Raw genomic sequence first — 26,670 nt, forward strand, 5'->3', positions numbered from 1 at the left:
ACCCGGGCGGGACACGGAGCGGTCCGGCCCTCCCGCCGGAGAGCCGGACCGTTCCACCGCCCGGACGAACCGCTTTTGCGTCCGGTACGGCGGTTCCTGTGCCGGTGACCCGGGCGCTGTCCTCACCCGTGGGTCACCGGTCGCGGCCGGCCGGTGTCAGTGGCCCTCGACAGCCGCGCCTGAGCCGTCGACAGCCGCGCCTGAGCCGTCGTCGGCCGCGCCCGAGCCGTCATCGGCCGCGCCGTCCGCCGGGGCCGAGGGGTCGACCGCCTCGCCGCCGCCTCCGGCCTGCTCGTCCCCGCCGGCGCCGGCCCCTTCCTCACCGGCACCGGCCTGGCCCTCCTCGCCGGCCTGGTCGCCCGCCTGGTCGCCGGCCTCGTCGCCCGCGCCCGCTCCGCCGGCGCCGAGGGTCGCGCCGACCGCCTCCAGCGCGGTGGTGACGGGCTGGAAGAACGTCTCCCCGCCGTTGGTGCAGTCGCCGCTGCCGCCCGAGGTCAGGCCGATCGCGCTGCCGTCCTGCGTGAACAGGGAGCCGCCGCTGTCCCCGGGTTCGGCGCAGACGTCGGTCTGGATGAGACCGGCCACCGTGCCCTCCGGGTAGTTCACGGTGGCGTCGAGGCCCGTCACGCTGCCGTCGTTCAGACCCGTCGTGCTGCCCATGCGCAGGACCTGCTGGCCCACGGTCGCCTCCGCGGCCTGGGCGATCTCCACCGTCTTGCCGTCGCCGACGTCTACGGTGCTGGGGGCCTCGGTGTTCGGGTCGTCGTACTTGACCAGCGCGAAGTCGCCGGCCCCGGGGAAGGTGGCCTGGTCGACGGTGGCGATCGGGGCGCCGTCCTGCGCGTCCGACCACTCGGCGGCGGCGACGCCGCAGTGACCGGCCGTCAGGAACGCCGGACTGCCGTCGTCCGCCGTCACGTTGAAGCCGAGGGAGCAGCGGGCCCCGCCGCCGAAGATGGCGTCGCCGCCCTCCACGAACGTCTTGAAGGTGCCGGAGGAGCGCTTGACGGTCGCGACGTCGGAGCCGAGCGACTTGACGGTCGAGGTGAGCTGGTTCCAGCGGGCGCCGGTGACGGTGCTGTCCGCGGTGACCCGGATCTCGTTGGTCTTCGGGTCGACGGACCAGGCGGTGCCGGGGATCGTCGCGTCCGTCCGCAGCGTTCTGGCGGCGGCCTTGAGGGTGGCGGTGCTGTTGTCCACCTGGTTGGGGACGGCACCGGCCTCGCGGATCTCGTTGACGACCTCGCTGTCGTCACCGACGACGTTGATGATGATCTGCTGCCTGCCGGCGTCGTAGTACGAGCCGGCGAAGGCGTCGCCGAGCCGGGACGCGAGCTGCGCCGCGACGTCCGAGGCGTCGGCCGCCTTGAAGGTACGGGGAGCGTCCGCCTGGTCCGTCTGGGACGCCATGGCGTTGGGCAGCACGAGTGCCGCCGCTCCGAGCGCCACCACGCTTCCTGCCGCGATCGCGGCCTTGCGCTTGGGTATGCGTTTGTGACTCAACTCTCGACCTCCTGGGGGGCGGGGTCCGAGCCGCCGTCCGGCAGCTGACTGGGGGCGCCTGGATGGCAGTTGATACGCACGGGCCGTCCGGGGCGTTCAACGGGGGAAGAATCGCCGCATGACACTGACACGCGCCGAAGCCGACCGGATCCTCGCCGACAACTTCGCCCCCTGGGTGCTCGACCTGGGCCTTTCCGTACGGCAGTTGGGGGACGACCGGGCCGTCCTGCGGCTCCCGTGGTCGGCCCGGCTGGCCCGTACCGGCGGCTCCCTGTCCGGTCAGGCGCTGATGGCGGCCGCCGACACGGCGACCGTGATCGCGGTCTCGGCGGCACGCGGCGGCTTCGTGCCGATGACGACGGTGCAGCAGTCCACGAGTTTCCAACGGGCCGTCACGGACGCGAACGTCTCGGTGGAGTCGGTCCTCACCAAGCTGGGCCGCCGGATGGCCTTCGCTGACATCACCATGACCGCCGAGGGGTCGGACGACGTCGTGGCGCGGGCGAGCACGGTGTACGCGCTGCTGGGCTGAGGACGGCACCCTCCGGAGTCGCCTGGTGACGTTCCGTCCAGGACACGGAGCGGAATCCCGGCTTCAGCGAATCTGCACATCGAATGCGCAACGAGGGCACCGCGCACGGCGGATCTGCACACGCGGCCGCCGTGCGCCGCGCCCCGGGCCCGGACTGTCCCTTTCGGACTCCGGGAGGCAAGGGGTAGCGCGAACCGATGCCGCGCAGCATGTGAAGAAGTCGCCGCCGAGACGTGGGCACGCCTGCACGCTTGGACCGCCTCGGCTCCCAAGTGCCCTGGTCGGAGCCCTGATTGATTGGAAGGGCGGCGCGCCACCGTGCTTTGATCCGTGGCACCGCGGTTCGCACGAAGGTTCCCGGAGACGGGAGCCGCAAGCCCGCGGTCGCGGCCGACCATCTGTCCCCAGAGGGGGCCGCTCCCCCCTTATGAATCCCCATACGAAGGGAAGTTCCATCATGAACTCCACCCCCCAGGTTGCGACCGTCGAGATCTCCGACGCCGAGCTCGACAACGTCGCGGGCGGCCTGTCCGTCCAGGCCGTCGGCACCGTCACGGACCTCGTGGACTCGGTCGCCCCGGTCTCCGGCCTCGTGGGCACCGTCGTCGGCACCGTCGAGGGTGTGACCGGCCTGAACACCGCCCCGGTCACCGGCCTGGTCGCCGGTCTCTGATCGCATCCACGCGCCGTCGAGTCCCGGAACCACTCCCCGGTTCCGGGACTCTCGGATGCCCTGACTCTCCCGGACAGCCGAGGGAAGACCCGTGCAGTTCCGCCAACAGGCCCTCACCAAGCTGCAGTCGCCGGAGGAACTCGACCTCCCGGTGCGTTTCGCCCGCCCCCAGGGCTGGCTCGTCCTGTCCGTGACGGTCGTCGTCATGGCCGCCGCGTCCGTGTGGGCCGTGACGGGCACCGTCGCGTCCACGGTCAGCGCCCCCGCCGTCCTCACGCACGGGGAGGGCAGCTACGTCCTGCAGAGTCCGGTCGCCGGGCAGGTCACCGCGGTTCTCGCCGAGGAGGGCCGGCGGCTCCCCGCGAACTCCCCCGTCCTCGAAGTCCGCACGGCCGAGGGCGAGAAGAGGGTCGTCCGCACCGTCGCCGCTGGCCGGATCACCGCGCTCGCCGCGACCATCGGGGCGATCATCACCACGGGCGCGAACGTCGCCGCCGTGGAGAAGGTCGCCCGCGTCGGCGACCCCCTGTACGCGACCGTGTACGTCCCGGCGGAGAACGCCTCGGGCATCCCGGTCGACGCGGCGGTGGACCTGACCGTCCAGTCCGTGCCGACGCAGCAATACGGCGTCCTGCGCGGTCATGTGAAGGCGGTCGACCGGACCGCGCAGACCCGGCAGCAGATCACCGCCTACCTCGGTGACAGCCAGTTGGGCGAGCAGTTCACCGAGAAGGGCAGGCCGGTGGCCGTCCTGGTCCGCCTCGACCGGTCTTCCGGCACGAAGAGCGGCTACCGGTGGTCGTCCGCCGACGGGCCGCCGTACGCCCTGGACTCCATGACCCTGGCCACGGGTTCGATCCGCCTGGCCGATCAGCGCCCCGTCGATTGGCTTCTGCCGTGACCGCTCCCCAGGACACCCTCCCGCCACCCGTCCGGGGCAGACGCCGCGCCGCCCCGCCCCGGCGCACCGTGCCCAAGGGCCGCGGGAAGACGGTCCGCACCCCCACCGTCCTCCAGATGGAGGCCGTGGAGTGCGGCGCCGCCTCCCTCTCCATGGTGCTCGGCCACTACGGGCGGCACATCCCGCTGGAGGAGCTGCGCATCGCCTGCGGGGTCTCCCGCGACGGCTCACGGGCCAGCAACCTGCTGAAGGCCGCCCGGAGTTACGGCCTGACGGCCAAGGGCATGCAGATGGACACGAGCGCGCTCGCCGAGGTGCGCGCGCCCGCGATCCTGTTCTGGGAGTTCAACCACTACGTCGTCTACGACGGGATGGGGCGCCGGCTCGGCCGGCGCGGGGTGCACGTCAACGACCCCGCCAAGGGCCGCCGTTTCGTCCCGATGGAGGACTTCGACACCAGCTTCACCGGCGTCGTCCTGGTCATGGAGCCGGGCCCCGACTTCCGCCGGGGCGGCCGCAGGCCGGGAATCCTGGGTGCCATGCCGGCCCGGCTGCGCGGAACGTCGGGCACCATGCCCGCCGCCGTGCTGTCGAGTCTGCTGCTGGTGGCGGTCGGCGCGGCGGTGCCCGCGCTGAGCCGCACCTACATCGACATGTTCCTGATCGGCGGTCAGACGTCGCTGCTGGGCGTGCTGTTCGCGTCCATGGGCGCCTCCGTACTGCTCACGGTGGTTCTCACCTGGCTCCAGCAGGCGAACCTGCTGCGCGGGCGGCTCATCTCCTCCACGCTCAGCAGCGCCCGTTTCCTGCGGCACCTGCTGCGGCTGCCGGTCACCTTCTTCTCCCAGCGCAGCCCGGCGGACCTGGTCCAGCGGCTCCAGTCGAACGACGCGGTGGCCGAGACCCTGGCCCGCGACCTCGCGGCGGCCGGGGTGGACGCGGTCGTGGTGGTGCTGTACGCCGTGCTGCTCTACACGTACGACCCGCAGCTGACGGCCGTGGGCACCGGCGTCGCGCTGCTGAACGTGGTGGCGATGCGGGTGGTGATCCGGCTGCGAGCCAACCGGACCGCGAAGCTGCGGGCGGACAGCGCCCGGCTGACCAACACCGCTTATACCGGCCTCCAGTTGATCGAGACGATGAAGGCCACCGGCGGTGAGGACGGCTACTTCCGCAAGTGGGCCGGGCAGCACGCCACCACTCTGGAGGAGCAGCAGCGGCTCGGCGTGCCGAGCGCCTGGCTGGGGGTGGTCGCGCCCACACTGGCGACGCTGAACAGCGCGCTGATCCTGTGGATCGGCGGCCTGCGCGCCGTCGAGGGGCACATCTCGGTGGGACTGCTCGTCGCCTTCCAGGCGCTGGTGACCCGCTTCACCGCGCCGATCACCCGGCTCAACGGGGTCGCGGGCCGCATCCAGGACTTCGCGGCCGACGTGGCCCGGCTCAAGGACGTGGAGAACTTCGAGGCCGATCCGCTCTACGCGCGTGGCGGCACCGGCGACTCCACCAGGCGGCTGCACGGCCATGTCGAGCTGGAGAACGTCACGTTCGGCTACAGCCCGCTCGACAAGCCGCTGCTCACCGGGTTCTCGCTCACGGTGGGGCCGGGGCAGCAGGTCGCGCTGGTCGGCGGCTCCGGCAGCGGCAAGTCGACGGTGTCGCGGCTGATCTCGGGGCTGTACGCCCCGTGGGAGGGCACGATCCGCATCGACGGTCGGCGTCTTGAGGACATCCCGCGCGGCGCGCTCGCCGCCTCCGTCTCCTTCGTCGACCAGGACGTGTTCCTCTTCGAGGGGACCGTCCGGGACAACGTGGCGCTGTGGGACCCCTCGATCCCGGACGACGCGGTCACCGAGGCGCTGCACGACGCGGCGCTGTACGACGTGGTGACGCGCAGGCCGGGGGGCATCCACAGCCGGGTCGAGCAGGACGGGCGGAACTTCTCCGGCGGTCAGCGGCAACGCCTGGAGATCGCGCGGGCGTTGGTGCGCAGGCCCAGCATCCTGGTGCTCGACGAGGTGACCAGCGCGCTGGACGCGGAGACCGAGCAGGTCGTCATGGACAACCTGCGCAGGCGCGGCTGTGCCTGCGTGGTGATCGCGCACCGGCTGAGCACGGTGCGCGACAGCGACGAGATCGTGGTGCTCCAGCACGGCACGGTCGTGGAGCGGGGCCGGCACGACGCCCTGGTGGTCGCCGGCGGTCCGTACGCCGAGCTGGTCAGGGAGCGTTGAGATGACGACGGTTCAGGACGGCGACCTCGTCCTCGGGGCGCTCGGCGGCATGGGGACGCCGGTCGACTGCGCCGGGTCCAACCGGCTCGACCTGGAGGGCCCTCAGGTCCTGTGGCTCGTCGCGGCGGGGGCCATGGACCTGTTCGCGGTGGACGCGGCCCTGCAGGGACACTGGCACCATCTGGGCCGCCTGGAGGCGGGTTCGCTGCTGCTCGGCCCGGTCGCGGGGCCCCAGCACACGCTCGTGGGGCGGCCGTCGCGGGACTGCGCGGTGCGCCGGATCGGGCTCCGCGAGCTGTACCAGCAGGCCCCCACGCAGACTTGGTCGTACGACGCGTACGGCAACCCCCAGTACGTGCCGCCGACATCGAGCCCGCTGGAGTACGCCCTCGCGCTCGGTGTCGGCCGCAGTCTGTCGATCCTCTTCCAGGCGCCGATGGCCACGGAGAGCGCCGCGGCGCCCACCGACGACGACGTCTTCTGGATGCAGGTGCCGCCCGGGAGTGTGCAGTACGGCTCCCTGTACGGCGCTGAGGCGGCGGCCGACCTGCTGATGGACCCAGGTGTCTGGCAGGGCATGGTCGACCAGCAGTACCGCCTGCTTGCCACGCTCGACCGGTGGATCGAGCGGTTGGAGGAGCACCACGAGCACCGTACGGCGGCCGGCATCGAGGCGGGCGAGGCCGTCCGCGCCCAGGCCGACCGCACCCTGCTGGCGTCGATCGGCAGGCAGTCGGGCAGGCGACCGACCGCCGCCGACGCGGACGCCACCTACGCGGCCTGCGAACTGGTCGCCCGGGCGGCCGGGATCACGCTCGCGCAGCCCGCGCGCGGCGGTGCCGACGGCGAGCGGCTCGACCCGGTCGAGCGCATCGCCCTGGCCTCGCGCGTACGGGCCCGGGCCGTGCGCCTCGACGGGCGCTGGTGGCGCGACGACATCGGTCCGCTGGTGGGCCACCGTGCCGTGTCGGGGGCGCCGGTGGCGCTGCTGTGGCGGCGCGGCGGATACGTGGCGGTGCACCCGTCCTCGGGCCGCGAGACACCGGTGGAGAAGGCCAACGCGGCGGAGTTCGAGCCGCGGGGCGTGATGTTCTACCGGCCGTTGCCCGAACGCCGGTTGAGCCCGCTGCGCCTGATGCGGTTCTGCCTGCGGGGCAGCGGCGGCGATCTGCGCAATCTGGCGATCAGCGGTCTGGTGACGGTGGCGATCGGGGCGCTCGTGCCGATCGCCACCGGCAAGGTGCTCGGCGAGTACGTCCCCAAGGCGCAGCACGGGCTGATCGCGCAGGTCTGCCTGGCCGTCATGGTGTCCGGCGTGGTGTCCGCGGCGTTCATGCTGCTGCAGAACCTGACCGTGCTGCGGATGGAGGGACGCATCGAGGCGGTGCTGCAACCGGCGGTGTGGGACCGGCTGTTGAGGCTTCCGACGACGTTCTTCACCTCGCGTTCGACCGGTGAGCTGGCGAGTGCCGCCATGGGGATCAGCTCGATCCGCCGACTGCTGGCGGGTGTCGGGCCCACGGTCCTCCAGGCCGGCACGGTCGGCGCGATGAACCTGGGCCTGCTGCTCTGGTACAGCGTGCCGATGGCGCTGGCCGCGATCGGGATGCTCGTCGTCATCGCGGCCGTGTTCCTGGGACTCGGTCTGTGGCAGGTGCGCTGGCAGCGCAGGCTGGTCGTGCTCGGCAACAAGCTGAACAACCAGGCCTTCCAGACCCTGCGCGGGCTGCCGAAGCTGCGCGTCGCCGCGGCGGAGAACTACGCGTACGCGGCCTGGGCGGGCGAGTTCGCGCGCAGCCGTGAACTGCAGCAGAGGGTCGGCCGCATCAAGAACCTCACGACCGTGCTGGGCGCGGTGTACCTGCCGTTGTGCTCGCTGCTGATGTTCATGCTGCTGGCGGGCCCGGCGCGCGGCTCCCTGACGGCCGCGGAGTTCCTCACCTTCAACACCTCGGTCACCATGCTGCTCACCTCGGTCACCCAGCTGACCAGCGCGTTCGTCTCGGCGGCGGCCGCGCTCCCGATGTTCGAGGAGATCAGGCCGGTGCTGGACGCGACGCCCGAGGTGCGTACGGCGAGCACGCGACCGGGCCCGCTGTCCGGGGGGATCGAGGCGCGCGGGCTCTCCTTCCGGTACTCCGACGACGGTCCGCTCGTCCTGGACGACGTGTCCTTCGCCGTCCGGCCGGGCGAGTTCGTGGCGATCGTGGGGCCGAGCGGCTGCGGCAAGTCCACGCTGCTGCGGCTGCTCATCGGCTTCGACCGGCCGGTCTCGGGCAGCGTGCTGTACGACGGTCAGGATCTGGCGGCCCTCGACCAGTCGGCCGTGCGCCGTCAGTGCGGGGTGGTGCTCCAGCACGCCCAGCCGTTCACCGGGTCGATCCTGGACTGCATCTGCGGCACGGAGCCGTACACGCCCGAGGAGGCGATGGCGGCGGCCGAGATGGCCGGCCTGGCGGAGGACATCCGGCGGATGCCGATGGGGCTGCACACCATCGTCTCGGGCAGCGGCGCGGTCTCGGGCGGCCAGCGGCAGCGCCTGATGATCGCTCAGGCGCTGATCCGCCGGCCTCGGATCCTGTTCCTCGACGAGGCGACCAGCGCGCTGGACAACGAGACGCAGCGCACGGTCATCGAGAGCACCCGGGCGCTCGACGCCACGCGCGTGGTGATCGCGCACCGCCTGTCCACCGTCATGGACGCGGACCGCGTCATCGTGATGGAGGACGGCCGGATCGCGCAGCAGGGTCCCCCCGCGCAACTCCTCGCGGACACGGGCGGCCGGCTGCACGAGCTGGTACGACGCCAGATGCACTGAGCACCCACCGACGCAGGCCGAGACCGGCGTCCCCGAGGGGACCCGGCCTCCTACGCGAGGACGCCCGCCGCGCCGCCGGTGCGGCGGGGACGATCGGCGCCGCCGGGCACTCGGTGCGGCGGGCTCGGTGCCGTGGCGGGACCGGTGCCGCCGGGCGGCCGGTACCCCGGGGCGGCCGGGGCAGTAGGCGCAACGGACTGGCGGGTGCCCCGAGGCCGCTGGTGACGGGGCAGCGGCGCTCCGGGTCGGCCGAGGCCCAGGCGCCCGGCGTTCCGGCGCTCCGAGCCGACCGGTGATCCCAGGCAGCCTGCGCCCCGGGGCAGCCGGTGCTCCAGGGCGGCCGGTGCTCCGGGCCGCCGACGCCCCAGGGCAGCCGGTACTCCCGAGCGGCAAGGGCTTCGGGCCGCCCGATACCCCCGCGCGGCAGGCGCTCCGGGCCCGCCGATGCCCTGCGGCGGCCGGCGCTCCGGCGGTCCGGGCCGGCGCGTGCGCCCGGCCGGCCGGCAGTCCTGGGCAGCCGGCGCTCCAGAGGGCCAGCGCTCCGGCGCTCCGTGCGGGCCGGTGCTCCCGGGCCGCCGCCGCCCCCGGCCGGCCGGGACTCCGGGGCGGCCGGTACCACCGGCGGGCGGTGCTCCCAGGCGGGCGGCCTCCCCGGCCGGGGTGTGAGGGCGGTGTCGCGCGCCGACGCCCTGCGGCGGCCGGTGCTCCGGCGCTCCGGGCCGCCGGGTGCGCCTGGCCGGCAGGCAGTCCTGGGCAGCCGGCGCTCCAGGGGGCCGGCGCTCCAGGGGGCCGGTGCTCCAGGGGGCCGGCGCTCCGGCGCTCCGTGCGGGCCGGTGCTCCAGGGACGCCGATGCCCCCGGCCAGCCGGGGCTCCCGGGCGGTCGATGCCACCGGCGGGCGGTGCTCCCAGGCGGGCGGCGCTCCCGGCCCGGGCGTGAGAGCGGTGTCGCGCAAGCGAAACTTTGCCGTTTCGATCGGCGTGGTCTACGCTCGACGTGTACGAAACCGTTTCGTTTACGTATCCGTAACGCAGCGCAACTTCCCTGGAGCGTTCTCTGATGTCCCCGACCCTGACCGAAAGCACCCGCGCGGGTGCGGCGGAAGCGCCCGCGGCGCATCCGGCGAAGCGGTGGTGGATCCTCGCGATCGTCGGCATCGCGCAGCTGATGGTGGTCCTCGACGCCACCATCGTGAACATCGCACTGCCCTCCGCCCAGGCGGACCTCGGCTTCTCCGACGGCAACCGGCAGTGGATCGTCACCGCCTACTCGCTGGCCTTCGCTTCCCTGCTGCTGCTCGGCGGGCGGATAGCCGACCTCTTCGGGCGCAAGCCCGCCTTCCTCGTCGGCGTCGCCGGCTTCGCCGGGGCGTCCGTGCTCGGCGGCGCGTCCACCAGCTTCGGCATGCTGGTGATGGCGCGCGCCCTCCAGGGCGTGTTCGGCGCACTGCTCGCCCCCGCCGCGCTCTCACTGCTGAACACGACGTTCACCGAGGCCCGGGACCGCGCCAAGGCATTCAGCGTGTACGGCGCCATCGCGGGCGCCGGCGGTGCGGTCGGACTGCTGCTCGGCGGTGTCCTGACCGACGCGCTCGACTGGCGCTGGACGCTTTACGTCAACGTCGTCTTCGCGATCGTCGCCTTCGTCGGCGGCTGGATGCTGCTCGGCAACCACCGTGACGCGGCGAACTCCAAGCTCGACCTGCCGGGCACCCTGCTGGTCTCCTCCGGTCTCTTCGCCGTGGTCTACGGCTTCTCCAACGCCGAGACCCACGACTGGAGTTCGCCCGCCACCTGGGGCTTCCTGGTCGCCGGCGGCCTGCTGCTCGCCGTGTTCGGCTGGTGGCAGACCCGGGCCAAGCACCCGCTGCTGCCGCTGCGCGTCCTGCTCGACCGCAACCGCGCCGCGTCCTTCGTCGCCGTGCTCATCACAGGTGCGGGCATGTTCGGTGTCTTCCTCTTCCTCACCTACTACCTCCAGCTGAACCTCGGCTTCAGCCCCACGAAGACCGGCGTCGCCTTCCTGCCGATGGTCGCGGCCATGATGGTCATGGCCCAGCTCTCCACCACCGTCCTGGTGCCGCGTATCGGGCCGAAGGCAGTCATCCCGGCGGGCTTCGCCATCGCCGCGGCCGGCATGGCGTGGCTGACCGGCATCGGTGTCGCCTCGGACTTCTCCACCGCCGTACTGCCCCAGGTGATCCTGATCGGCGCGGGCCTCGGCATCGTGATGCCGCCCGCGATGGCGCTCGCCACGAGCGGGGTGGCCGCCGAGGACGCCGGTGTCGCCTCCGCGACCGTCAACACCATGCAGCAGGTGGGCGGTTCGATCGGCACGGCCCTGCTGAACACCCTGGCCGCGAGTGCCGCGACGAGCTACCTGGCCGGCCGGGACGCCACCGACAAGCTCGTGCAGGCGCAGTCCACGATCGAGAGCTATACGACCGCCTTCTGGTGGTCGGCCGGCTTCTTCGTCGCGGGCACGGTCATCGCCTTCCTGCTCTACCGCCGCGGGACGCAGGAGCCGGACCCGGACGCCGCACCGGTCGTCCACATGTGAGCGGGTCCGGACCGCCGACGCCGGTCCGGAGCGAGTTCACCCGCGAGCCGAGGGGCCGCCGTCCTCAGGGAGACGGCGGCCCCTCGCCCGTGCCCGGTACCGGGCGGTGGCGGCGGCGAGACGCGCCTGCTGGGCGAGCTCGTTCTGCGGCAGCGCCGGCCGGTAGACGACCAGTGCCCGCGCGGCCTTCGTCAGTGTCAACTCGTCCGGGGACCGGACGACTTCACCGTCGTGGGCCAGCGGCCCCGTCCCCGCGAGGCCGGCCAGCTCCACCCGTGGCACGGTCTCGCCGCTGTACACGCGGGAGCGGCCCAGCGCCCCGGCCACCGCGGAGACGAGCACCCGGGTACGCGCGAGACGGTGACCGGCGTCGACCATCCGCAGGTCCAGCAGCCCGTCGTCCAGGCGCGGCCGGTAGGTCGGGGCGAAACCGTCGGGCAGATAGCGGCCGTTGCCCGCGAACAGCAGCCAGAGCCGCCGCGGCCGGCCGTCGACACGCAGCTCGACGGGCGTGGACGTGCGCAGGACCCGGGCCGTGGCCACGGCCGCCGCCGGCCACTTGCCCCAGCGCTTCTCCAAGTGCTCGCGGATCCGGACCAGTTCCGGGTAGAACCCGATGCTGAAGGTGTTGAGGAACCGCACCTCCTCGCCCGTCGCCGACGCGGCCACCCCGATGTCCACCGCCACCGCCTCGCCCCGTGTGACGGCGACCGCGGTGTCCTCGAACTCCGGTACGCCCACGTCCAGCGCGAAGTGGTTGAGGGTGCCGCCCGGGAACACGGCGAGTGCCAGGCCCGCCTGTGCGGCCGCCCGGGCCGCCGCGTTCACGCTGCCGTCGCCACCGCACACTCCCAGCGCGCCGCCCGACCGCGCGGCCCGCTCGACCGAGTCGGCGAGCAGCCGCGTGAAGTCGTCCCCGGGGCCGCACTCGACCAGTTCGGCCCGCGGCAGCAGTCCGCGCAGCCGGTCCACGGCCGGCAGCGGTGGACTCGGCACGCCGTTGCCCGCGCCGCTGTTGACGAAGACGACCAGTCCCTCGCCGTCGGGCAGGGCGGGGGCGCCGGCCGCCGGACGTTCGCGCTCCGGGGCCGGGGTGCGCGGGGGCCACCACCGGCAGGTGAGCGCGGCGGCCCCGACTCCGATGGCGGCGCCGGCCAGCACGTCTCCGGGGTAGTGCACCCCGACGTAGACCCGCGAGAAGGCGACGGACGCCGCCAGGGGCGCGACCAGGGCGCCGTAGCGGGTGGACTCCAGGGCGACACCGGTGGCGAAGGCGGCGGCCGAGGCGGCGTGCCCGGAGGGGAAGGACGTGGTGTGCGGCTGGCGCCGCAGGTGCCGTACCGGCGGCACATGGTCGAGGAGCGGACGGGGGCGCCGGGCGCCCCACTTCACGACGGTGTTCACGGTGAAGGAGGCCAGGGCGAGCGAGCCGGCGCCGCGCAGGGCGGCCCGCCGGGCGGTGCGGCCGCCGAGCACCGCCAGTCCGGCGGCGGCGCCCAGCCAGAGCCTGCCGTGGTCGGCGGAGCGGCTGAGCCGGGTCACCGCCGGATCGGCGCCCGGCAGCCGCGTGCCGGCGACCCGCGTGAACAGCAGTCGGTCCCACTCGCCCAGTACACCCATGCTCCACCGTTACGGGATCGCGCCCCGACCGGCATCCGGGGCGACCCGGACCGGTGACGCCGCTGCTCCGGTCGGCGCACCCGTGCGGCGGTCGCCAGGAGGGCGTGCTTCGACGGCAGCCGGGTACTTCCCGGGACATGCGACTGAGCGTGGTGGATGTGGGATCGAACACTGTCAGACTGGTTGTCGCGGACGCGGAGGGCGGGGTGCCGTTGCCGGTGCACACGGCCAAGTGGCGCCTACGGTTGTCCGAACACGTGGAACCGGACGGCCATATACCCGAGGAATCGGTGCAGCAACTCGTCCTCGCGGTGCGCGCCGCCGCGCGGACCGCTCAACGGTGGGGTGCCGTGGGCCCGTTGGCGTTCGCCACCGCCGTGGTGCGCAACGCGCCCAACCGCACGGAGATCCTGCGGGCCGTACGGAGCGAGACAGGCGTGCCGCTGTGCACCCTGCCGGGCGAGGTGGAGGGCGAGCTCACGTTCCTCGGCGCCCGAAGATGGATGGGCTGGCGGTCGGGGCCGCTCGCGCTGATGGACATCGGCGGCGGCTCACTGGAAGTCGCCTTCGGCCGGGGCAGGTTGCCGGACTTCGTGGCCTCGCTGCCGCTTGGCGCAAGCCGGTTGACGCAGGAGTTCCTGCTGGACCAGGACCCGCCGACGCCGGAGGCGCTGCGGGCGCTGCGGCGCCGGGTGCGCCACCAGTTGCGGGACGTCGCGGCGCGGATCCGCTGGGAGGGGCCCCGTACGGCGGTGGCCACCTCGCGGACGTTCCAGCAGCTCGCGCGGCTGTGCGGGACGGCGCCCGGTCGCAACGGGCCCTTCGTGGAGCGGGAGCTGCACCGCAGGGAGCTGGGCGCCGCGATCCCGCGCCTGGCCGCCCTCCCGGCCCGCGAACGCGCCCGGCTCCCCGGCATCTCGGCGCCCCGTGCCGCGCAGAGCCTCGCCGGCGCGGTGGTCGGGCACACGACGATGAAGCTCACGGGCCTGAAGAGGGTCAGCATCTGCCCGTGGGCGATCCGCGAGGGCGTACTGCTGAGGCACATCGAGGAGGGCGGGTCCTGGTGGGCCGAGATCAGCGAGCACTGCGACGACATGCCGCCTCCGCCCACCGGCGCGGGGACCGTGCCGCTGCGCATCGCGGCGCAGGCCCGCTGACCCGGCACTCCGGCTCCGGGTGACCTGTCCGCACCAGGCCGGGCGGGACCGCCGCCTCACTGCGGCGGCGCTGCGAGCGGGTTCTCGGCCAGGGCGCGCGCGACGCCGTACAGGTTGGCCGCCATGGCCCGGCCGGTGCGGTGCGACCATTCCCGGCCGCGCTCGTCGTCCAGGTAGTCGGGGCCGGGTCCGGGGCCCAGGTGCCAGTACGTCCATGCCTGGCCGGGGATGGTGTAGCCGATGTCGGCGAGCGCGCCGGAGATCTCGCTGATCACGTGGTGCGCGCCGTCCTCGTTGCCGGTGACGACGACGCCCGCGACGCGGTTGTAGGCCACGGGCCGGCCCTGGTCGTCGGTCTCGGACAGCATGCCGTCCATGCGTTCGAGCACCCGCTGGGCTACGGACGAGGGCCGGCCGACCCAGGTCGGCGACGCCATCACCAGGATGTCCGCGGCCAGGAGTTTCTCGTGGACGCCCGGCCAGGCGTCGCCCTCGCCGGCGGCCTCGCTGGTCACACCCGGCAGGATGTCCAGGTCGACGGCGCGTACGACCTCGACGGCGACGCCCTCCTTTACCAGCTGCCCGACGACCACTCGGCCAGGGCCTCGGTGTTGGAGGGTGCGGGGGACCGCTTGAGCGTGCAGTTGACGACGAGTGCCTTCATGACGCCTCGGAGTACCCGCCCGGCGCGTCCCCACACCGCGGATGACCTGGCGCGTGGCGGGTACCCGGCCGCCATGACAGAAGATCGTCCAGGACCGAAGCTGCCGCGGGGCCGCGGCCCCCTCTCGACGGCCGTCACCGCCCACCTGACGGGCACGGGCGCCCTCCCCACGCCCGAGGACGTCCGGGCGGCGTCGCCCTACGGCGACGACCTGCAGCTGGCCCTGTACTGCTGCTACGAACTGCACTACCGGGGCTTCGCCGGGGTCGATCCGGACCTGGAGTGGGACCCGGAGCTGCTGAGGACCCGGCGGGCCCTGGAGGACCGGTTCCTGAGCGCCCTGCGCGCCGACACCCAGGTGCACGACAGCGTCGAGGCGGCGGTCAAGGAACTGCTCGTGGAGCCGGCGGAGGGTACCGGAGTCAGCCACCATCTGCGCGACGAGGGCGAGTTGTGGCAGGTCCGCGAGTACGTGGCCCAGCGCTCGCTCTACCACCTGAAGGAGGCCGACCCGCACGCCTGGGTGCTGCCACGGCTGTGGGGCCGGGCCAAGGCGGGCATGGCGGCCGTCGAGTTCGACGAGTACGGCGGCGGCAGGGCCGAACGGGTGCACGCCCAGCTCTTCGCCGACATGATGGAGGACCTGGGGCTGGACACGGCGTACGGCGCCTACCTGGACTCGGGGTCCGCCGAGATGCTGGCCGTCGTCAACATGATGTCCCTCTTCGGTCTGCACCGGTCGCTGCGCGGCGCCCTGGTCGGCCACTTCGCGGCGGTCGAGATCACCTCCTCGCCCGGGTCCCACCGGCTCGCGGAGGCCATGCGGCGTACCGGCGCGGGCCCCGCGGCCGAGTTCTTCTACGACGAGCACGTCGAGGCCGACGCGGTGCACGAGCAGGTCGTCCGCCGTGACGTGATCGGCGGCCTGCTGGCCGAGGAGCCGCACCTGGAGGCCGACGTGGTCTTCGGCATCGACGCCACCGGCCATCTGGAGGACCGTCTCGCCGAGCGTCTCCTCGCGGAGTGGAGGGTCGGAAGGTCCACGATGCGGGATACCCATATTTCATGATTCCCCGGGTACTCGGCCCCGCGTGAAACCTCTGGCACTCCCGGGCGTGTACGCCCCACAGGATGACACCACTCTGCTGGTCGACGCGCTGGCCGACGAGCCGCTCGCACCCGGGGCCCGGGTGCTGGACGTCTGCACGGGTACCGGCGCCCTGGCCCTGGAAGCCGCGCGGAAGGGCGGCCGGGTGACAGCCGTGGACGTCTCGTGGCGGGCCGTGTGCACCGCCCGGCTGAACGCCCGCCTGGCCGGACTGCCCGTGCGCATCGTGCGCGGGAACCTCTTCGCCCCGGTGGCGGGCCAGTCGTTCGACCTGATCCTCACCAATCCGCCGTACGTGCCCGCGCCCGGCGCCCAGAGCATGCCGCGGGGCGCCGCCCGGGCCTGGGACGCCGGTCAGGACGGCCGGCTCGTACTGGACCGGATCTGCCGCGAGGCGCCCGCCCTGCTGCGGCCGGGGGGCGTGCTGCTGATGGTCCACTCGGCGCTGAGCGGGGCCGATCCCACCCTCAGGCTGCTGCGGGCGGCCGGGCTGACCGCCTCGGTGACGGAGCGGCGCTGGGTCGCTTTCGGACCCGTGCTGCGCGAACGGGAGGGCTGGCTGCGCGAACGCGGTCTGCTCTCCGCCGACGACGAGAAGGAAGAGCTGGTGGTCATACGTGCCGAACGACCCGTCTGACGCCGCGCGCCGGATCACCGTGCAGCGCCGCGGCCCGCTCCTGGTGGACGGCCCGGTCGAGGTCGAGCTGGAGGACGGCAGCGTCGTCTCCTCCGACCGCTTCCGCGTCGCCCTGTGCACCTGCCGGCTCAGCCGCCGCTACCCCTGGTGCGACACCAGTCACCGGCGCTCGAAGCCGACGTGAGATCCGGCGGACCTCCGCCGTGCTCCGCTCCAGGACGCCACCCTCGTATGCGGCGATGCGCTCCGCCCCGGGCACATGCCGAGGGCCGGCGGACGGCCCCACTCCGTCCTGCCGGCCCTCGGTGCGAGATCACGTGGTCCTCCGCGACGGGGGCTCGCACTCCCCAGTTACGGCCCTCGACAGATGCTCACGGGGGCCGCGCGATCCCGGTCCCTCAGAACGCGAAGACGGTCATCCCGTAGGAGTTCTTCACGCACTCGTTGGCGAAGGTGCGCTCGTACGACACGCGGCGGCCCTGCCATACGCCGTCGACGGTCACGACCACCGGATCGAACTGCTTGGTGCACATCACCTCGTCCCTGACGTCCAGGGCGTCGAAGTCCCCGCCGGAGGCGCGGAGTTCGGCACACGCCCGGACCGGGTCCGGATGGGTGCCCGAGGCGGTCGGGGCACAGCTCAGAGTGACCGCCCGTTCGGGCGTGACGCCCTCCGCGCCGTCGCCGTGCCCGGTGGTGAGCACCAGGGCCGAGGGGGCGTAGAGCGAGGCGGGCGCGGGGGTGGGGGCTGCGAGGGCGGAGCCGGCGAGGGGTCCGCAGACGGCGGTGGCCGTGAGGGTCAGGGTCGCTGCCCAGCGCGCGGTGTTCGGCATTGTGTGCATCCTTCCGCTGTTCGGAGGCGTACCGGCTCGGGTTGGTTGCCGGTGCGGCGAGCGCGAGTCTGCCGAGTCCGGCACGGAAACACACATCGACCCCACGCGTTTCGGTAACTTTGAGTATTGAATCAGTGGCGCGAAGTCACAGAATTCGAACGTGCAAGCCCCATGGCTACGGGGTCGGTGATCGCCGGAATCGGCCCGCTGGCCGGTTTCCCACGGCTCGGCAATAGGCCTGAAACATTCCGGTTCGGCCTGCGGCGACACCGTCCGGCGGCGTCCCGGACACCTCTACGCCGAGGCGCGCACCACGAGTTCGGGCGTGAAGACCAGTGAGACGGGCTCGGTGCGCACCCCGCGGATGTGCTCGTCGAGCAGCCGTGCCATCGCCGCCGCCATCTCCTCCACGGGCTGCCGCACGGTCGTCAGCGGCGGACGGCAGGTCACCGCCACGCTGGAGTCGTCGAAGCCGACCACGGCGACGTCGTCCGGCACCCGCCTGCCGCGCTCCCGCAGCAGTTGGCAGACACCCTGGGCCATCAGGTCGTTGGCCGCGAACACCCCGTCCACGTCCGGGTGTTCGGCCAGCAGCGCGGACATCGCCGACATCCCGCTGTCCAGCGTGAAGCCGCCCTCGGCGACCGGCACGTGCGGGTGCCCCCGGCGGGCCATCGTGTCGCGGAAGCCGGCGAGCCGGTCCTGGCTCGCCGAGACGGCCAGCGGGCCGGTCACCGTGACGATCCGTCGGCAGCCCCGGTCCAGCAGGTGCTCGGCGGCCAGCCGCGCCCCGTCCCGGTGGGCCAGGTCGACGTGACTGAGCGGCACCGGCCGCGACGGACGCGCGAACAGCACGGCGGGCACTCCCGCGTCGGCCAGCAGCGCGGGCAGGGGGTCGTCCGCGTGGGTGGAGACGACGAGCGCGCCGTCCGCGCTGCCCTGCCGCAGGTAGGCCAGCGCCTGCTCCCGTGCCGCCGGCGACTCGGCGAACATCAGCACCGGATGCATCGAGCGGGGCCGCAGATAGCCCACCACTCCCCCGACGACGCGCCCGAAGAACGGATCCGCGAACACGCGGGTCGCGAACCCGTTCTGCTCCTCCTCCGAGGCGTCACCGGCGCCGGAGACGATCAGCGCGACGGTCTCGGTCCGCCGGGTCACCAGGGAACGGGCCGCCCGGTTGGGCGCGTAACCGGTCCGCTCGATGGCCCGGCGCACCACGTCCTGGATGGCCGGATCGACGTTGCGTACGCCGTTGACGACCCGGGACACGGTCGCCCGGGAGACCCCCGCCTCCCGCGCGACGTCCTCCAGCGTAGGAGCCTGTCTGCTCATCCCCGCACCCTAACGGGCCGGTCCGCGAACGGTATAGAGCGCTCTCCCGCACCCGCGGGCCGGGTCAGCCCGGAGCCGTCACCTCCACCGCGGCCGTCAGCGGCAGATCACCGGCCGACCGCCCGGCCAGCACCAGGAAGCGGCCGGGCTCCGTCCGCCAGGCCCGTTCCGCGGGCGACCAGTGCCGCAGGGCGCGCGCCGGCACCCGGACGCACGCCGTCACCGTCTCGCCCGGGGCCGCCCGGACGGCCGCCCAGCCCGCCAGCCACCGCGCCGGGCGCTCCCACTCCGAGGCCGGCCGGGCGAGATACACCTGTACGACCTCACGTCCCGACCGGCCGCCGGTGTTGCGGACGTCGACGCGCACCGTGAACGGCGCGCCCGCCTCGGCCTCGGTCGGCACGCTCACGTCCTCGTAGCACCAGGTCGTGTAGCCGAAGCCGTGGCCGAACCAGTAGGCCGGCTCCCGGTGTTCGCGCAGCCAGGCCCGGTAGCCGATGTGGAGGCCCTCCTCGTAGTCGAGCCGTCCCGCGTGCGGGCGGGTCCGGGTGACCGGCGCGTCGGCCAGGGCGGCCGGCCAGGTGGTGGGCAGGCGCCCGCCCGGTTCGGCGCGGCCGAACAGCACGTCGGCCAGTCCCGCGCCGGCCTCCTGTCCGGGGAACCAGGTCAGCAGGACGGCGCCGGCCCTCGTGTGCCAGGGCAGTTCCACCGGTCCGCCGCTGTTCACGACGACCACGGTGCGGGGATTGGAGTCCGCGACCGCGCGCACGAGGTCGTCCTGCCTGCCGCCGAGGGCGAGGCCCGTCCGGTCGTGGCCCTCCGACTCGTCGTGCTCCGTCGTGCCGACGACCACGATCGCCGCGTCCGCCTCCCCGGCCGCACGGGCCGCGGCGGCCAGCGACTCCTCGGCGCCGATGTCCGGCGGTGCGGCGCTGACGACCGTCGCCCGGCCGGTGCCGGGGGCCAGTTCACGCCGCGCCACCAGGTGCGCGGTGCGCCCGGCGGCGAGGTGGACCCGGCCGTGGTGGGCGGGTGGGTTCACGTGGACGACTGCGGGATCGTCGGTCTGCCTCGGGAAGTCGCCGTCCACCAGGGTGTGTTCGTCCACGGTGAGGCTCAGCCGGCCGAAACCGGCGATGCCGAAGGTCCATTCGCCGGTGGTCCTCGGCAGCAGCAGGGCGCTGATCTCCACGGTGTGCGCGGCCGGCACGACGAGTGGCTCCAACTGGCGCCCGGTCTGGCGGTGTTCGGCGTAGATCTCGGCCCCGGACACGTCGAGCACGCGCAGCAGCACACCGGGGACGCCCGAGCGCGGGTCCCGGCACAGGTCCATGTCCAGGGGCGGCGGCGGAGCGTCCGGTGAGGGCCCCGGCACGTGGACGACCCGGGCCCGGCCGCGCAGCCAGGTCCGGATGCCGTCGAGCGGGGTGACGACGGCCGACGGGAAGACACCGGCGCTGCCACCGCCCTGCACACGCGGACGGGTGGCGTGCGCCCCGATGACGGCGACGGTGCCCAACGCGTCCGGGTCCAGGGGCAGTACGTCGCGGTTGTGCAGCAGCACTGTGCTCGCGGCGACGGCGCGGCGCAGGAGGAGCCGCGCGTCGCGGGAGCGGACCGGGGGCGCCGTGGCCCGCGGTCCGCCGAGCGCGCCGGCCCGGTCGGCGAGCCGCAGCAGCCGGCGGACCTTGTCGTCGACGGCCGCCTCCGGGACCGCCCCCTCCTCGACCGCGCGGACGAGCGCCTCCCCCCACGGGCCGTCCGGGCCCGGCATCCCGAGGTCGAGACCGGCGGCGCCCGAACCCGCCGTCGAGCGCACCGCGCCCCAGTCGGACAGCACGACGCCGTCGAATCCCCACTCCCCCTTGAGGGGGTCGGTCAGCAGGGGGCTCGCCGTCATCGTGTGTCCCCCGACTCCGTTGTAGCCGGCCATGACGACCCGGACACCCGCCTCGACGGCCGCCTCGAACGGGGCGAGGTACACCTCGCGCAGCGCCCGCTCCCCCACCCGGACGTCGACGGTCAGCCGGTCGGTCTCGGAGTCGTTGGCGACGTAGTGCTTGGCGGTGGCGGTCACCCCGTGCGCCTGGACACCGCGGATCAGGGCGGCCCCGGTGCGGCCGGTGAGTTCGGGGTCCTCCGCGAAGCACTCGAAGTGCCGTCCGCCGAGCGGGGTGCGGTGCAGGTTGAGGGTCGGGGCGAGGACGACGTCCACGCCCTTGCGCCGGGCCTCGGCGGCGAGGAGCCCGCCGAGGCGCTCGGTGAACTCCTCGTCCCACAGGGCGCCGAGCGCGGAGGCCGAGGGCAGCAGCAGCGCCGGGTCGCGCTCGTCCCAGGCTTCCCCGCGCACCCCGGCGGGCCCGTCCGACATCACCAACTCCCGCAGTCCGACCGCCGGTTCGGCCGCGGTGCGCCAGGTCGTCGCACCGGTGAGCAGCCGGACCTTCTGCGGCAGGGTCAGCTTGTCGAGCAGGCGCTCGAGTTCTTCGTCGGTCATCGTTCACGGACTCCGCTCAGCGGTAGACGCCGAAGTGATACAGCGAGTAGCCCCAGCCGGTGCCCCGCGCCGTCCCGTTGACCCGCACGTACCGGCCGGTGCCACTGACGTCGAGGTCGTCGACGCCGCCGTTGCCGTCGCTCACGCTGCGGACGGTCTGCCAGTTCTGGCCGTCGTCGGAGGTCTGGACGGTGTAGGCCTTGGCGTACGAGGTCTCCCAGACGAGCTGGACATGGGTGAACGACGTACGGGACCCGAGGTCGACCCGGATCCACTGGGGGTCGCTCCAGTCGCTGGCCCAGCGGGTGTCGGCCTTGCCGTCCACGGCGTTGGCGGCCGGGCAGGGGCAGTCGCCGCCCGAGGGCTGGTACGAGGAGGCGGTGGCGGGCTTGCCGAGGGCGACGTCGGTCCCGTTCACCGGCGGGGCGACCACCCGGATCGAGCGGGTCTCGACGCCGACGTTGCCCTTGCCGTCGGTGGCCTTGACGTACAGCTTCCACACGCCGGGCCGGTCCGGCGCGGTGAAGCGGAGCCGGCCTCCCCCGAGATCGGTGGCGGGCAGCGAGTTGAGCTGCTTGGACTGGTCGACGTAGTTGCTGTTGACCAGGACCTCGTAGGAGACGGGGTCGCCGTCCGGGTCGGTGGCCTTGGCGCTGACGGTCACCTGGCGGCCGGCCGGCACCTTGGACGGGTCGGCGTCCAGGGCGAGTTCGGGGACGACGGGCGGGGTGTTGTCGCGCGAGGTGTCGGCCCCGTACGCCTTCTTCACCGCGTAGTACGACAGGCGCTTCTGGCCGGCCGGCAGCAGGTTGAACCAGATGCCGCCGAAGTCGTACTCGGTGCCGTAGTGGAACATCGTGGCGCCCAGCGCGACACCCTGGTGGCCGGTGACGCAGTTCCAGGCGCGGGTGTAGCCCTCCGCCTTGGCCTGGGCGGTGGGCTCCTTCGGTACGCCGTTGGCGTCGTCCGGGACCTCCCACTCCCCCGCGGGCCCGGTCTCGGTGACGATGTACGGCTTGGTGTAGCCGCCCTGCTGCCAGTTGGCACGCACGTCACACACCGCGTTGTAGGCGTTGACGGCGTACAGGTCGAGGTCGGGCGCGTTCCTCTTGTAGTAGGGCCAGGCGCCGGTCCACGCGTCGGTCGAGGTGACCGGGTGATTGGGGTCGACGGCGTGGATCTTCCTGGTGATGTCGTTGACGAGGGTGGTGTAGGCGTTGCGCTGCCGTTCCAGTTCGTCCCCGCTGTAGCAGTTCTGCAGACCGAGGACCGACTCGTTGCCGACGTTCCACATCAGGACGCCGGGGTTGTCCTTGTAGGTGGCGGCCCACTTGGGGAACTCGTCGAGCACCTGGTTCTTGTACGTGGTGTCGGTCAGGTAGTTGACGCAGCCGCCGCTGCCGGGGCCGCCGCCCGGCTGGAGCCAGAAGCCGGCGATGACCTTGATGCCGTTGGCGGCCGCCGAGTCGAACAGGGGCTTGCTGGAGGCGTCGGTGCCCCAGGTGCGGATGGTGTTGACGCCCATGGACCTCAGGTCGGGCAGGTAGCGGTCGGCGTCCGCGACGGAGGGTCCCCAGGTCAGTCCCTTGACCTGGTAGGGGCGGCCGTCGACGGTCAGCTGCCAGTTGCCCTGCGAGCCGGTCACCTTGACGACGCTGCCGGCGGCCTGGGCCTGCTGTGCGGGCAGGGCGAGTGCCCCCGCGGCGAGCAGGGTCGCCACGGCGGGCGCCGCGGCCCGGCGCGCGGCGGTACGGGATCTGGTCATGTCTGCATCTCCGGTGTGCGGGAGGGGGGAGCCGGTCGGCCTGGGGGAAGGAGCCGGGGCCGGCGGTGGGGGCCCGGCCGGAGGGGCGGGTGCCGCTCCGGCCGGGCGGCTCCGGGTCAGGGGAGCCGGTAGTTCGCGTCCAGCGCCGCCCCGGCCTCGGGGTGGGTCTGGTCGTAGCCGCGGGCGTCGCACTGGAGCGCGCCGACGACGCAGTGGTCCACGAGCGCCTTCAGCGTCGGGTCGTCCCAGGCGTTGAAGAAGTCGTAGTGGAAGGAGTAGCCGGGCCCGCTCGCCAGCCTCACCTGCGAGAGGTCCCCGTTCACGGGGAAGGCCATCTTGAACTCGATCATCGGCAGCGCGACCGGGTGGGACGCGGGGCAGATGTTGTTGTTCGTGCCGGGGTTGACCACCGGATACGCCATGTGGCTCTGGTGGTCCGGGGTGTCCAGGTACCGGCCGTCCCAGCAGCTCGGCGCCTGGAACCGGATGTTGAGCTGGACGTCGGGGCTGGTGGGGCAGCCGGCCGGGAACTGCACGTTGAAGTAGCTGTTCCCGCACTCCCATCCCTCGACGAAGCCGCGGTGGTTGCGGAACTGCTCCGCGGTCTGCATGGGGCTGCCGACCACGAACCGCAGCCCCTTGGGGAAGGGCCGGACGCTGGTGTAGTCCGTGACGCCGGCCTTGTAGTAGATGGTCTGCGGTCCGACCGGCAGCACCGCCTGCGTCCCCTTGAACAGGGTCGGCATCCAGTACGCGGACTTGTCACCGGGCGCCTTGCAGGTGGTGGACCCGCCGCCGAGCGAGGCGGTGGAACTGGCCGCGCTCGTCGTGGTGTTGCCCATGAAGGTGTGGTCGTGGGACTTGCCCGGCTGGCCCGGATAGACGATCGGGTCGTCCGGACGGGTGTGGGAAACCGAGCAGTTGGCCTGGAACTCGTGGAAGTAGCGGTGGGGCGGCTCCTTGGTGGAGGGCTGGACGCCGGTCACCTGCGGGACGGCCGGGATGTAGCCGTCGCCGTCCGGGTCGTCGGGTGAGGCGGCCGTGGACGCGGCCATCACATGGCCGGCGTGCGAGACCGCGGCCGGTTCGGCCTGCGCCCCGCCGGTGGGGAGCGTGTCGGCGCTCATGGCGACTCCGCCGAGGCCGAGCGAGGTCAGCAGCAGTGCGCCGCTGACGAGCATTCCTGAGACGATCTTCGATCTCCGTGCCATGGAGACCTCCTGCCACGTCGAGGGACGGTGGGGGTCGGGCGGCCGTGAGGGCGGCGTGCGTCCCGCGACGGCTCACCGAGGGACGATCACCTGTGCCGGAAACAGGTGGGAGAGCGCTCTCCCGTCCTGGAGTGTTGTGGCGGTGACGCGGGAGTGTCAAGGCATCCGACGAGGTGTCATATGAGCGCCGTCACGCATCTCTTGAACTCAACCCCGGACCGGACGCCGGGACCGTGGAGAACTCCCGTCCCGTCGAACAGGGCCAAACCGGCGCGTAGTTGCCGTTGCCTCCGCAACAACTCGCGGGACTGCGGTCACAACTCTTGACGCGTCGTTCACACGGATGAAGCATTCATCGGCGAGAGAGCGCTCCCAGACACCCCACACCGTTCATTTCCTGAACCAGGAGAGTCTCCCCCCATGCCCCCTGCCCCCACAGGTCCCTCCTCGTCCGACCGGTCCCCCCTCGCCCGGCGCACGGTGCTCGGCGCCGTGGCCGCCGCGGCCGCCGCACCCGCACTGCTCGCCGCCTCCTCCCCCGCGCAGGCGGCGCCCGGCACCGCCGGCGCCCTGCCCGGCGGCGGCGACCTCGGTCCGAACGTGATCGTCTTCGACCCCGCCACCCCCGGCATCCAGGCCAGGCTGGACCAGGTCTTCGCCCAGCAGGAGTCGGCGCAGTTCGGCACCGGCCGCTACGCGCTGCTGTTCAAGCCGGGCACGTACAACGGCCTCAACGCCCAGCTCGGCTTCTACACTTCGATCGCCGGCCTCGGACTGTCCCCGGACGACACCACGATCAACGGCGACGTGACCGTCGACGCGGGCTGGTTCAACGGCAACGCCACCCAGAACTTCTGGCGTTCGGCGGAGAACCTCGCCCTCAACCCCGTCAACGGCACCAACCGCTGGGCCGTCGCCCAGGCCGCCCCCTTCCGGCGCATGCACGTCAGGGGCGGTCTGAACCTCGCCCCCGACGGCTACGGCTGGGCCAGCGGCGGCTACATCGCCGACAGCCGCATCGACGGCACGGTCGGCCCGTACTCCCAGCAGCAGTGGTACACCCGCGACAGTTCCGTGGGCGGCTGGACCAACGCGGTCTGGAACATGGTGTTCTCGGGCGTCCAGGGCGCACCGGCGCAGAGCTTCCCGAACCCGCCGTACACCACGCTCGACACGACGCCTGTCTCCCGGGAGAAGCCCTTCCTCTATCTGGACGGGAGCACCTACCGGGTCTTCCTGCCGGAGAAGCGCACCAACGCGCGCGGCACCACCTGGGGCAGCGGGACACCCCGGGGCACCTCGCTCCCGCTCACCCGGTTCTACGTGGCCAAGCCCGGTGTCACCGCCGCCACCCTGAACGCGGCGCTGGACCAGGGCCTGCACCTGCTGCTCACCCCGGGGATCTACCACCTCGACCAGCCGGTCCAGGTCAAGCGCGCCAACACCGTGGTCCTCGGGCTCGGTTACGCGACGCTGATCCCGGACAACGGCGTCACGGCCCTGAAGGTCGCCGACGTCGACGGCGTGCGGCTCGCCGGGTTCCTGATCGACGCCGGGCCCGTCAACTCGCCCACGCTGCTTGAGGTCGGCCCCGCCGGAGCCTCGGCCGACCACTCGGCGAACCCGACGACGGTGCAGGACGTCTTCATCCGCATCGGCGGGGCCGGCGCGGGCAAGGCGACCACCAGCATGGTGATCAACAGCCGGCACACCATCATCGACCACACCTGGGTCTGGCGCGCCGACCACGGGACCGGCGTCGGCTGGGAGACCAACCGCGCGGACTACGGCATCCGCGTCAACGGCGACGACGTGCTGGCGACCGGCCTGTTCGTCGAGCACTTCAACAAGTACGACGTCCAGTGGTACGGCCAGCGCGGCCGCACGATCTTCTTCCAGAACGAGAAGGCGTACGACGCGCCGAACCAGGCGGCGATCCAGAACGGCTCCGTCAAGGGGTACGCGGCCTACAAGGTCGGCGACTCCGTGACCACGCACGAGGGCTGGGGTCTGGGCAGCTACTGCTACTACAACGTGGACCCCACGATCGTGCAGCACCACGGATTCTCCGCGCCCGACAGGCCCGGGGTGAAGTTCCACGACCTGCTGGTCGTCTCGCTCGGTGGCAACGGCCAGTACGAGCGCGTCATCAACGACACCGGGTCGCCGACCTCCGGCACCTCGACCGTGCCGTCCACGGTGGTCTCCTACCCCTGACCGCCCGTACGAGCGGTTGCGTCCCGGGCGTCCTGCCGCCACCCCCACGGCACAGGGCGCCCGGGCCCCCGCGCCGCTTAAGCGAGCCCTAAGAGATCTTTATGCAGCAAGGCTGCGGAAAAACCCGCAGGTCGGGGCCCCTCTCCCGGCGACGCGAAACGTTGGCCGGGGCAACCGTCCTGCGTAGCATCACTCCCATCCCCCTGACGATCGATCCCGCACATCCGCAACTCCCCACCCCCACAACGAGGTTCGGCATGTGCACACACCGCTGCCGCTCTCTGCCCTCCGGCGGCCCGGCCGCCCTCGCGACGGTTTCGCGAACCTCGGCAGGGGGCCGGGCGCCGTCCACGGCCCGATCCGCGGGCCCGGCCGCTCCGGCACTCCGAACTCCACGACAGCGGGGG

General features: G+C 73.0%; 18 protein-coding genes and 1 pseudogene. 11 read left to right on the forward strand and 8 right to left on the reverse strand.

Going from position 1 to position 26,670, the window contains the following annotated elements:
* Nucleotides 1-156: 156 nt before the first annotated feature.
* A complete protein-coding gene (locus ACFYQQ_RS29720) occupies nucleotides 157-1,503 on the reverse strand; it encodes a S1 family peptidase (RefSeq protein WP_388905767.1) in 1,347 nt (448 codons plus the stop codon).
* A gap of 118 nt (nucleotides 1,504-1,621) precedes the next feature.
* Between ACFYQQ_RS29720 and ACFYQQ_RS29725 the strand changes: the two genes are divergently transcribed.
* The 6 genes from ACFYQQ_RS29725 to ACFYQQ_RS29750 all read left to right on the forward strand — a co-directional run bounded on the left by ACFYQQ_RS29725 (nucleotide 1,622) and on the right by ACFYQQ_RS29750 (nucleotide 11,219).
* Entirely contained in the window at nucleotides 1,622-2,035 is a 414-nt protein-coding gene (locus ACFYQQ_RS29725; RefSeq protein WP_355785509.1) for a PaaI family thioesterase, read from the forward strand.
* Between the two features lie 457 nt (nucleotides 2,036-2,492).
* The gene (locus tag ACFYQQ_RS29730) at nucleotides 2,493-2,708 is read left to right on the forward strand and encodes a type A2 lantipeptide (RefSeq protein WP_121407520.1); all 216 of its coding nucleotides are present in this window, start codon (nucleotides 2,493-2,495) and stop codon (nucleotides 2,706-2,708) included.
* A gap of 91 nt (nucleotides 2,709-2,799) precedes the next feature.
* Complete coding sequence (locus tag ACFYQQ_RS29735) at nucleotides 2,800-3,609, forward strand: HlyD family efflux transporter periplasmic adaptor subunit (protein ID WP_355785506.1); 810 nt, start codon at nucleotides 2,800-2,802, stop codon at nucleotides 3,607-3,609.
* The gene (locus ACFYQQ_RS29740) at nucleotides 3,606-5,843 is read left to right on the forward strand and encodes an NHLP family bacteriocin export ABC transporter peptidase/permease/ATPase subunit (protein WP_355785503.1); all 2,238 of its coding nucleotides are present in this window, start codon (nucleotides 3,606-3,608) and stop codon (nucleotides 5,841-5,843) included. Before ACFYQQ_RS29735 ends, ACFYQQ_RS29740 begins: the two co-directional genes overlap by 4 nt.
* Before the next feature lies 1 nt (nucleotide 5,844).
* On the forward strand, nucleotides 5,845-8,661 hold the full coding sequence (locus tag ACFYQQ_RS29745; RefSeq protein WP_388905772.1) for an NHLP bacteriocin export ABC transporter permease/ATPase subunit: 2,817 nt from the start codon (nucleotides 5,845-5,847) through the stop codon (nucleotides 8,659-8,661).
* Between the two features lie 1,055 nt (nucleotides 8,662-9,716).
* On the forward strand, nucleotides 9,717-11,219 hold the full coding sequence (locus ACFYQQ_RS29750) for an MFS transporter (protein ID WP_355793282.1): 1,503 nt from the start codon (nucleotides 9,717-9,719) through the stop codon (nucleotides 11,217-11,219).
* A gap of 36 nt (nucleotides 11,220-11,255) precedes the next feature.
* On the opposite strand, the gene ACFYQQ_RS29755 is transcribed toward ACFYQQ_RS29750, so the two are convergent.
* Complete coding sequence (locus tag ACFYQQ_RS29755) at nucleotides 11,256-12,839, reverse strand: bifunctional phosphatase PAP2/diacylglycerol kinase family protein (RefSeq protein ID WP_388905775.1); 1,584 nt, start codon at nucleotides 12,837-12,839, stop codon at nucleotides 11,256-11,258.
* A gap of 137 nt (nucleotides 12,840-12,976) precedes the next feature.
* On the opposite strand from ACFYQQ_RS29755, the gene ACFYQQ_RS29760 reads away from it, so the two are divergent.
* Nucleotides 12,977-13,996, forward strand: a complete 1,020-nt coding sequence (locus ACFYQQ_RS29760; protein WP_356241454.1) for a Ppx/GppA family phosphatase — start codon at nucleotides 12,977-12,979, stop codon at nucleotides 13,994-13,996.
* A 56-nt stretch (nucleotides 13,997-14,052) separates the two neighbouring features.
* On the opposite strand, the pseudogene ACFYQQ_RS29765 reads toward ACFYQQ_RS29760, so the two are convergent.
* Nucleotides 14,053-14,660 (reverse strand): annotated as a pseudogene (locus tag ACFYQQ_RS29765) (flavodoxin family protein).
* Nucleotides 14,661-14,733: 73 nt separating this feature from the next.
* Here ACFYQQ_RS29765 and ACFYQQ_RS29770 point away from each other — a divergent pair.
* Genes ACFYQQ_RS29770 through ACFYQQ_RS29780 form a run of 3 tightly spaced genes read left to right on the forward strand, consistent with a single transcriptional unit; the run spans nucleotide 14,734 to nucleotide 16,589 of the window.
* The gene (locus tag ACFYQQ_RS29770; RefSeq protein WP_355790378.1) at nucleotides 14,734-15,729 is read left to right on the forward strand and encodes an iron-containing redox enzyme family protein; all 996 of its coding nucleotides are present in this window, start codon (nucleotides 14,734-14,736) and stop codon (nucleotides 15,727-15,729) included.
* A 46-nt stretch (nucleotides 15,730-15,775) separates the two neighbouring features.
* Complete coding sequence (locus tag ACFYQQ_RS29775; protein ID WP_355790381.1) at nucleotides 15,776-16,405, forward strand: HemK2/MTQ2 family protein methyltransferase; 630 nt, start codon at nucleotides 15,776-15,778, stop codon at nucleotides 16,403-16,405.
* Nucleotides 16,386-16,589 (forward strand): CDGSH iron-sulfur domain-containing protein, encoded by a 204-nt coding sequence (locus ACFYQQ_RS29780; protein ID WP_355790384.1) that lies wholly within the window; start codon nucleotides 16,386-16,388, stop codon nucleotides 16,587-16,589. The genes ACFYQQ_RS29775 and ACFYQQ_RS29780 overlap by 20 nt, the downstream gene beginning before the upstream one ends.
* A 214-nt stretch (nucleotides 16,590-16,803) precedes the next feature.
* On the opposite strand, the gene ACFYQQ_RS29785 is transcribed toward ACFYQQ_RS29780, so the two are convergent.
* The 5 genes from ACFYQQ_RS29785 to ACFYQQ_RS29805 all read right to left on the reverse strand — a co-directional run bounded on the left by ACFYQQ_RS29785 (nucleotide 16,804) and on the right by ACFYQQ_RS29805 (nucleotide 24,046).
* Nucleotides 16,804-17,238 carry a protease inhibitor gene (locus tag ACFYQQ_RS29785; protein ID WP_355790386.1) on the reverse strand — a complete coding sequence of 145 codons (435 nt, stop codon included), beginning with the start codon at nucleotides 17,236-17,238 and terminating at the stop codon, nucleotides 16,804-16,806.
* A gap of 294 nt (nucleotides 17,239-17,532) precedes the next feature.
* Entirely contained in the window at nucleotides 17,533-18,573 is a 1,041-nt protein-coding gene (locus tag ACFYQQ_RS29790) for a LacI family DNA-binding transcriptional regulator (protein ID WP_355790389.1), read from the reverse strand.
* 64 nt (nucleotides 18,574-18,637) lie between these two features.
* Nucleotides 18,638-21,070, reverse strand: a complete 2,433-nt coding sequence (locus ACFYQQ_RS29795; RefSeq protein ID WP_388905781.1) for a glycoside hydrolase family 3 C-terminal domain-containing protein — start codon at nucleotides 21,068-21,070, stop codon at nucleotides 18,638-18,640.
* A 16-nt stretch (nucleotides 21,071-21,086) separates the two neighbouring features.
* A complete protein-coding gene (locus ACFYQQ_RS29800; protein ID WP_388905784.1) occupies nucleotides 21,087-22,835 on the reverse strand; it encodes a discoidin domain-containing protein in 1,749 nt (582 codons plus the stop codon).
* A 116-nt stretch (nucleotides 22,836-22,951) separates the two neighbouring features.
* Nucleotides 22,952-24,046, reverse strand: a complete 1,095-nt coding sequence (locus tag ACFYQQ_RS29805) for a DUF1996 domain-containing protein (protein ID WP_356172731.1) — start codon at nucleotides 24,044-24,046, stop codon at nucleotides 22,952-22,954.
* A 420-nt stretch (nucleotides 24,047-24,466) separates the two neighbouring features.
* Between ACFYQQ_RS29805 and ACFYQQ_RS29810 the strand changes: the two genes are divergently transcribed.
* Complete coding sequence (locus tag ACFYQQ_RS29810; RefSeq protein WP_356172729.1) at nucleotides 24,467-26,263, forward strand: coagulation factor 5/8 type domain-containing protein; 1,797 nt, start codon at nucleotides 24,467-24,469, stop codon at nucleotides 26,261-26,263.
* Nucleotides 26,264-26,670 lie beyond the last annotated feature (407 nt).

The organism is Streptomyces sp. NPDC005496, from assembly GCF_042872045.1.
In the GTDB taxonomy this organism is placed as follows: Bacteria; Actinomycetota; Actinomycetes; order Streptomycetales; family Streptomycetaceae; genus Streptomyces.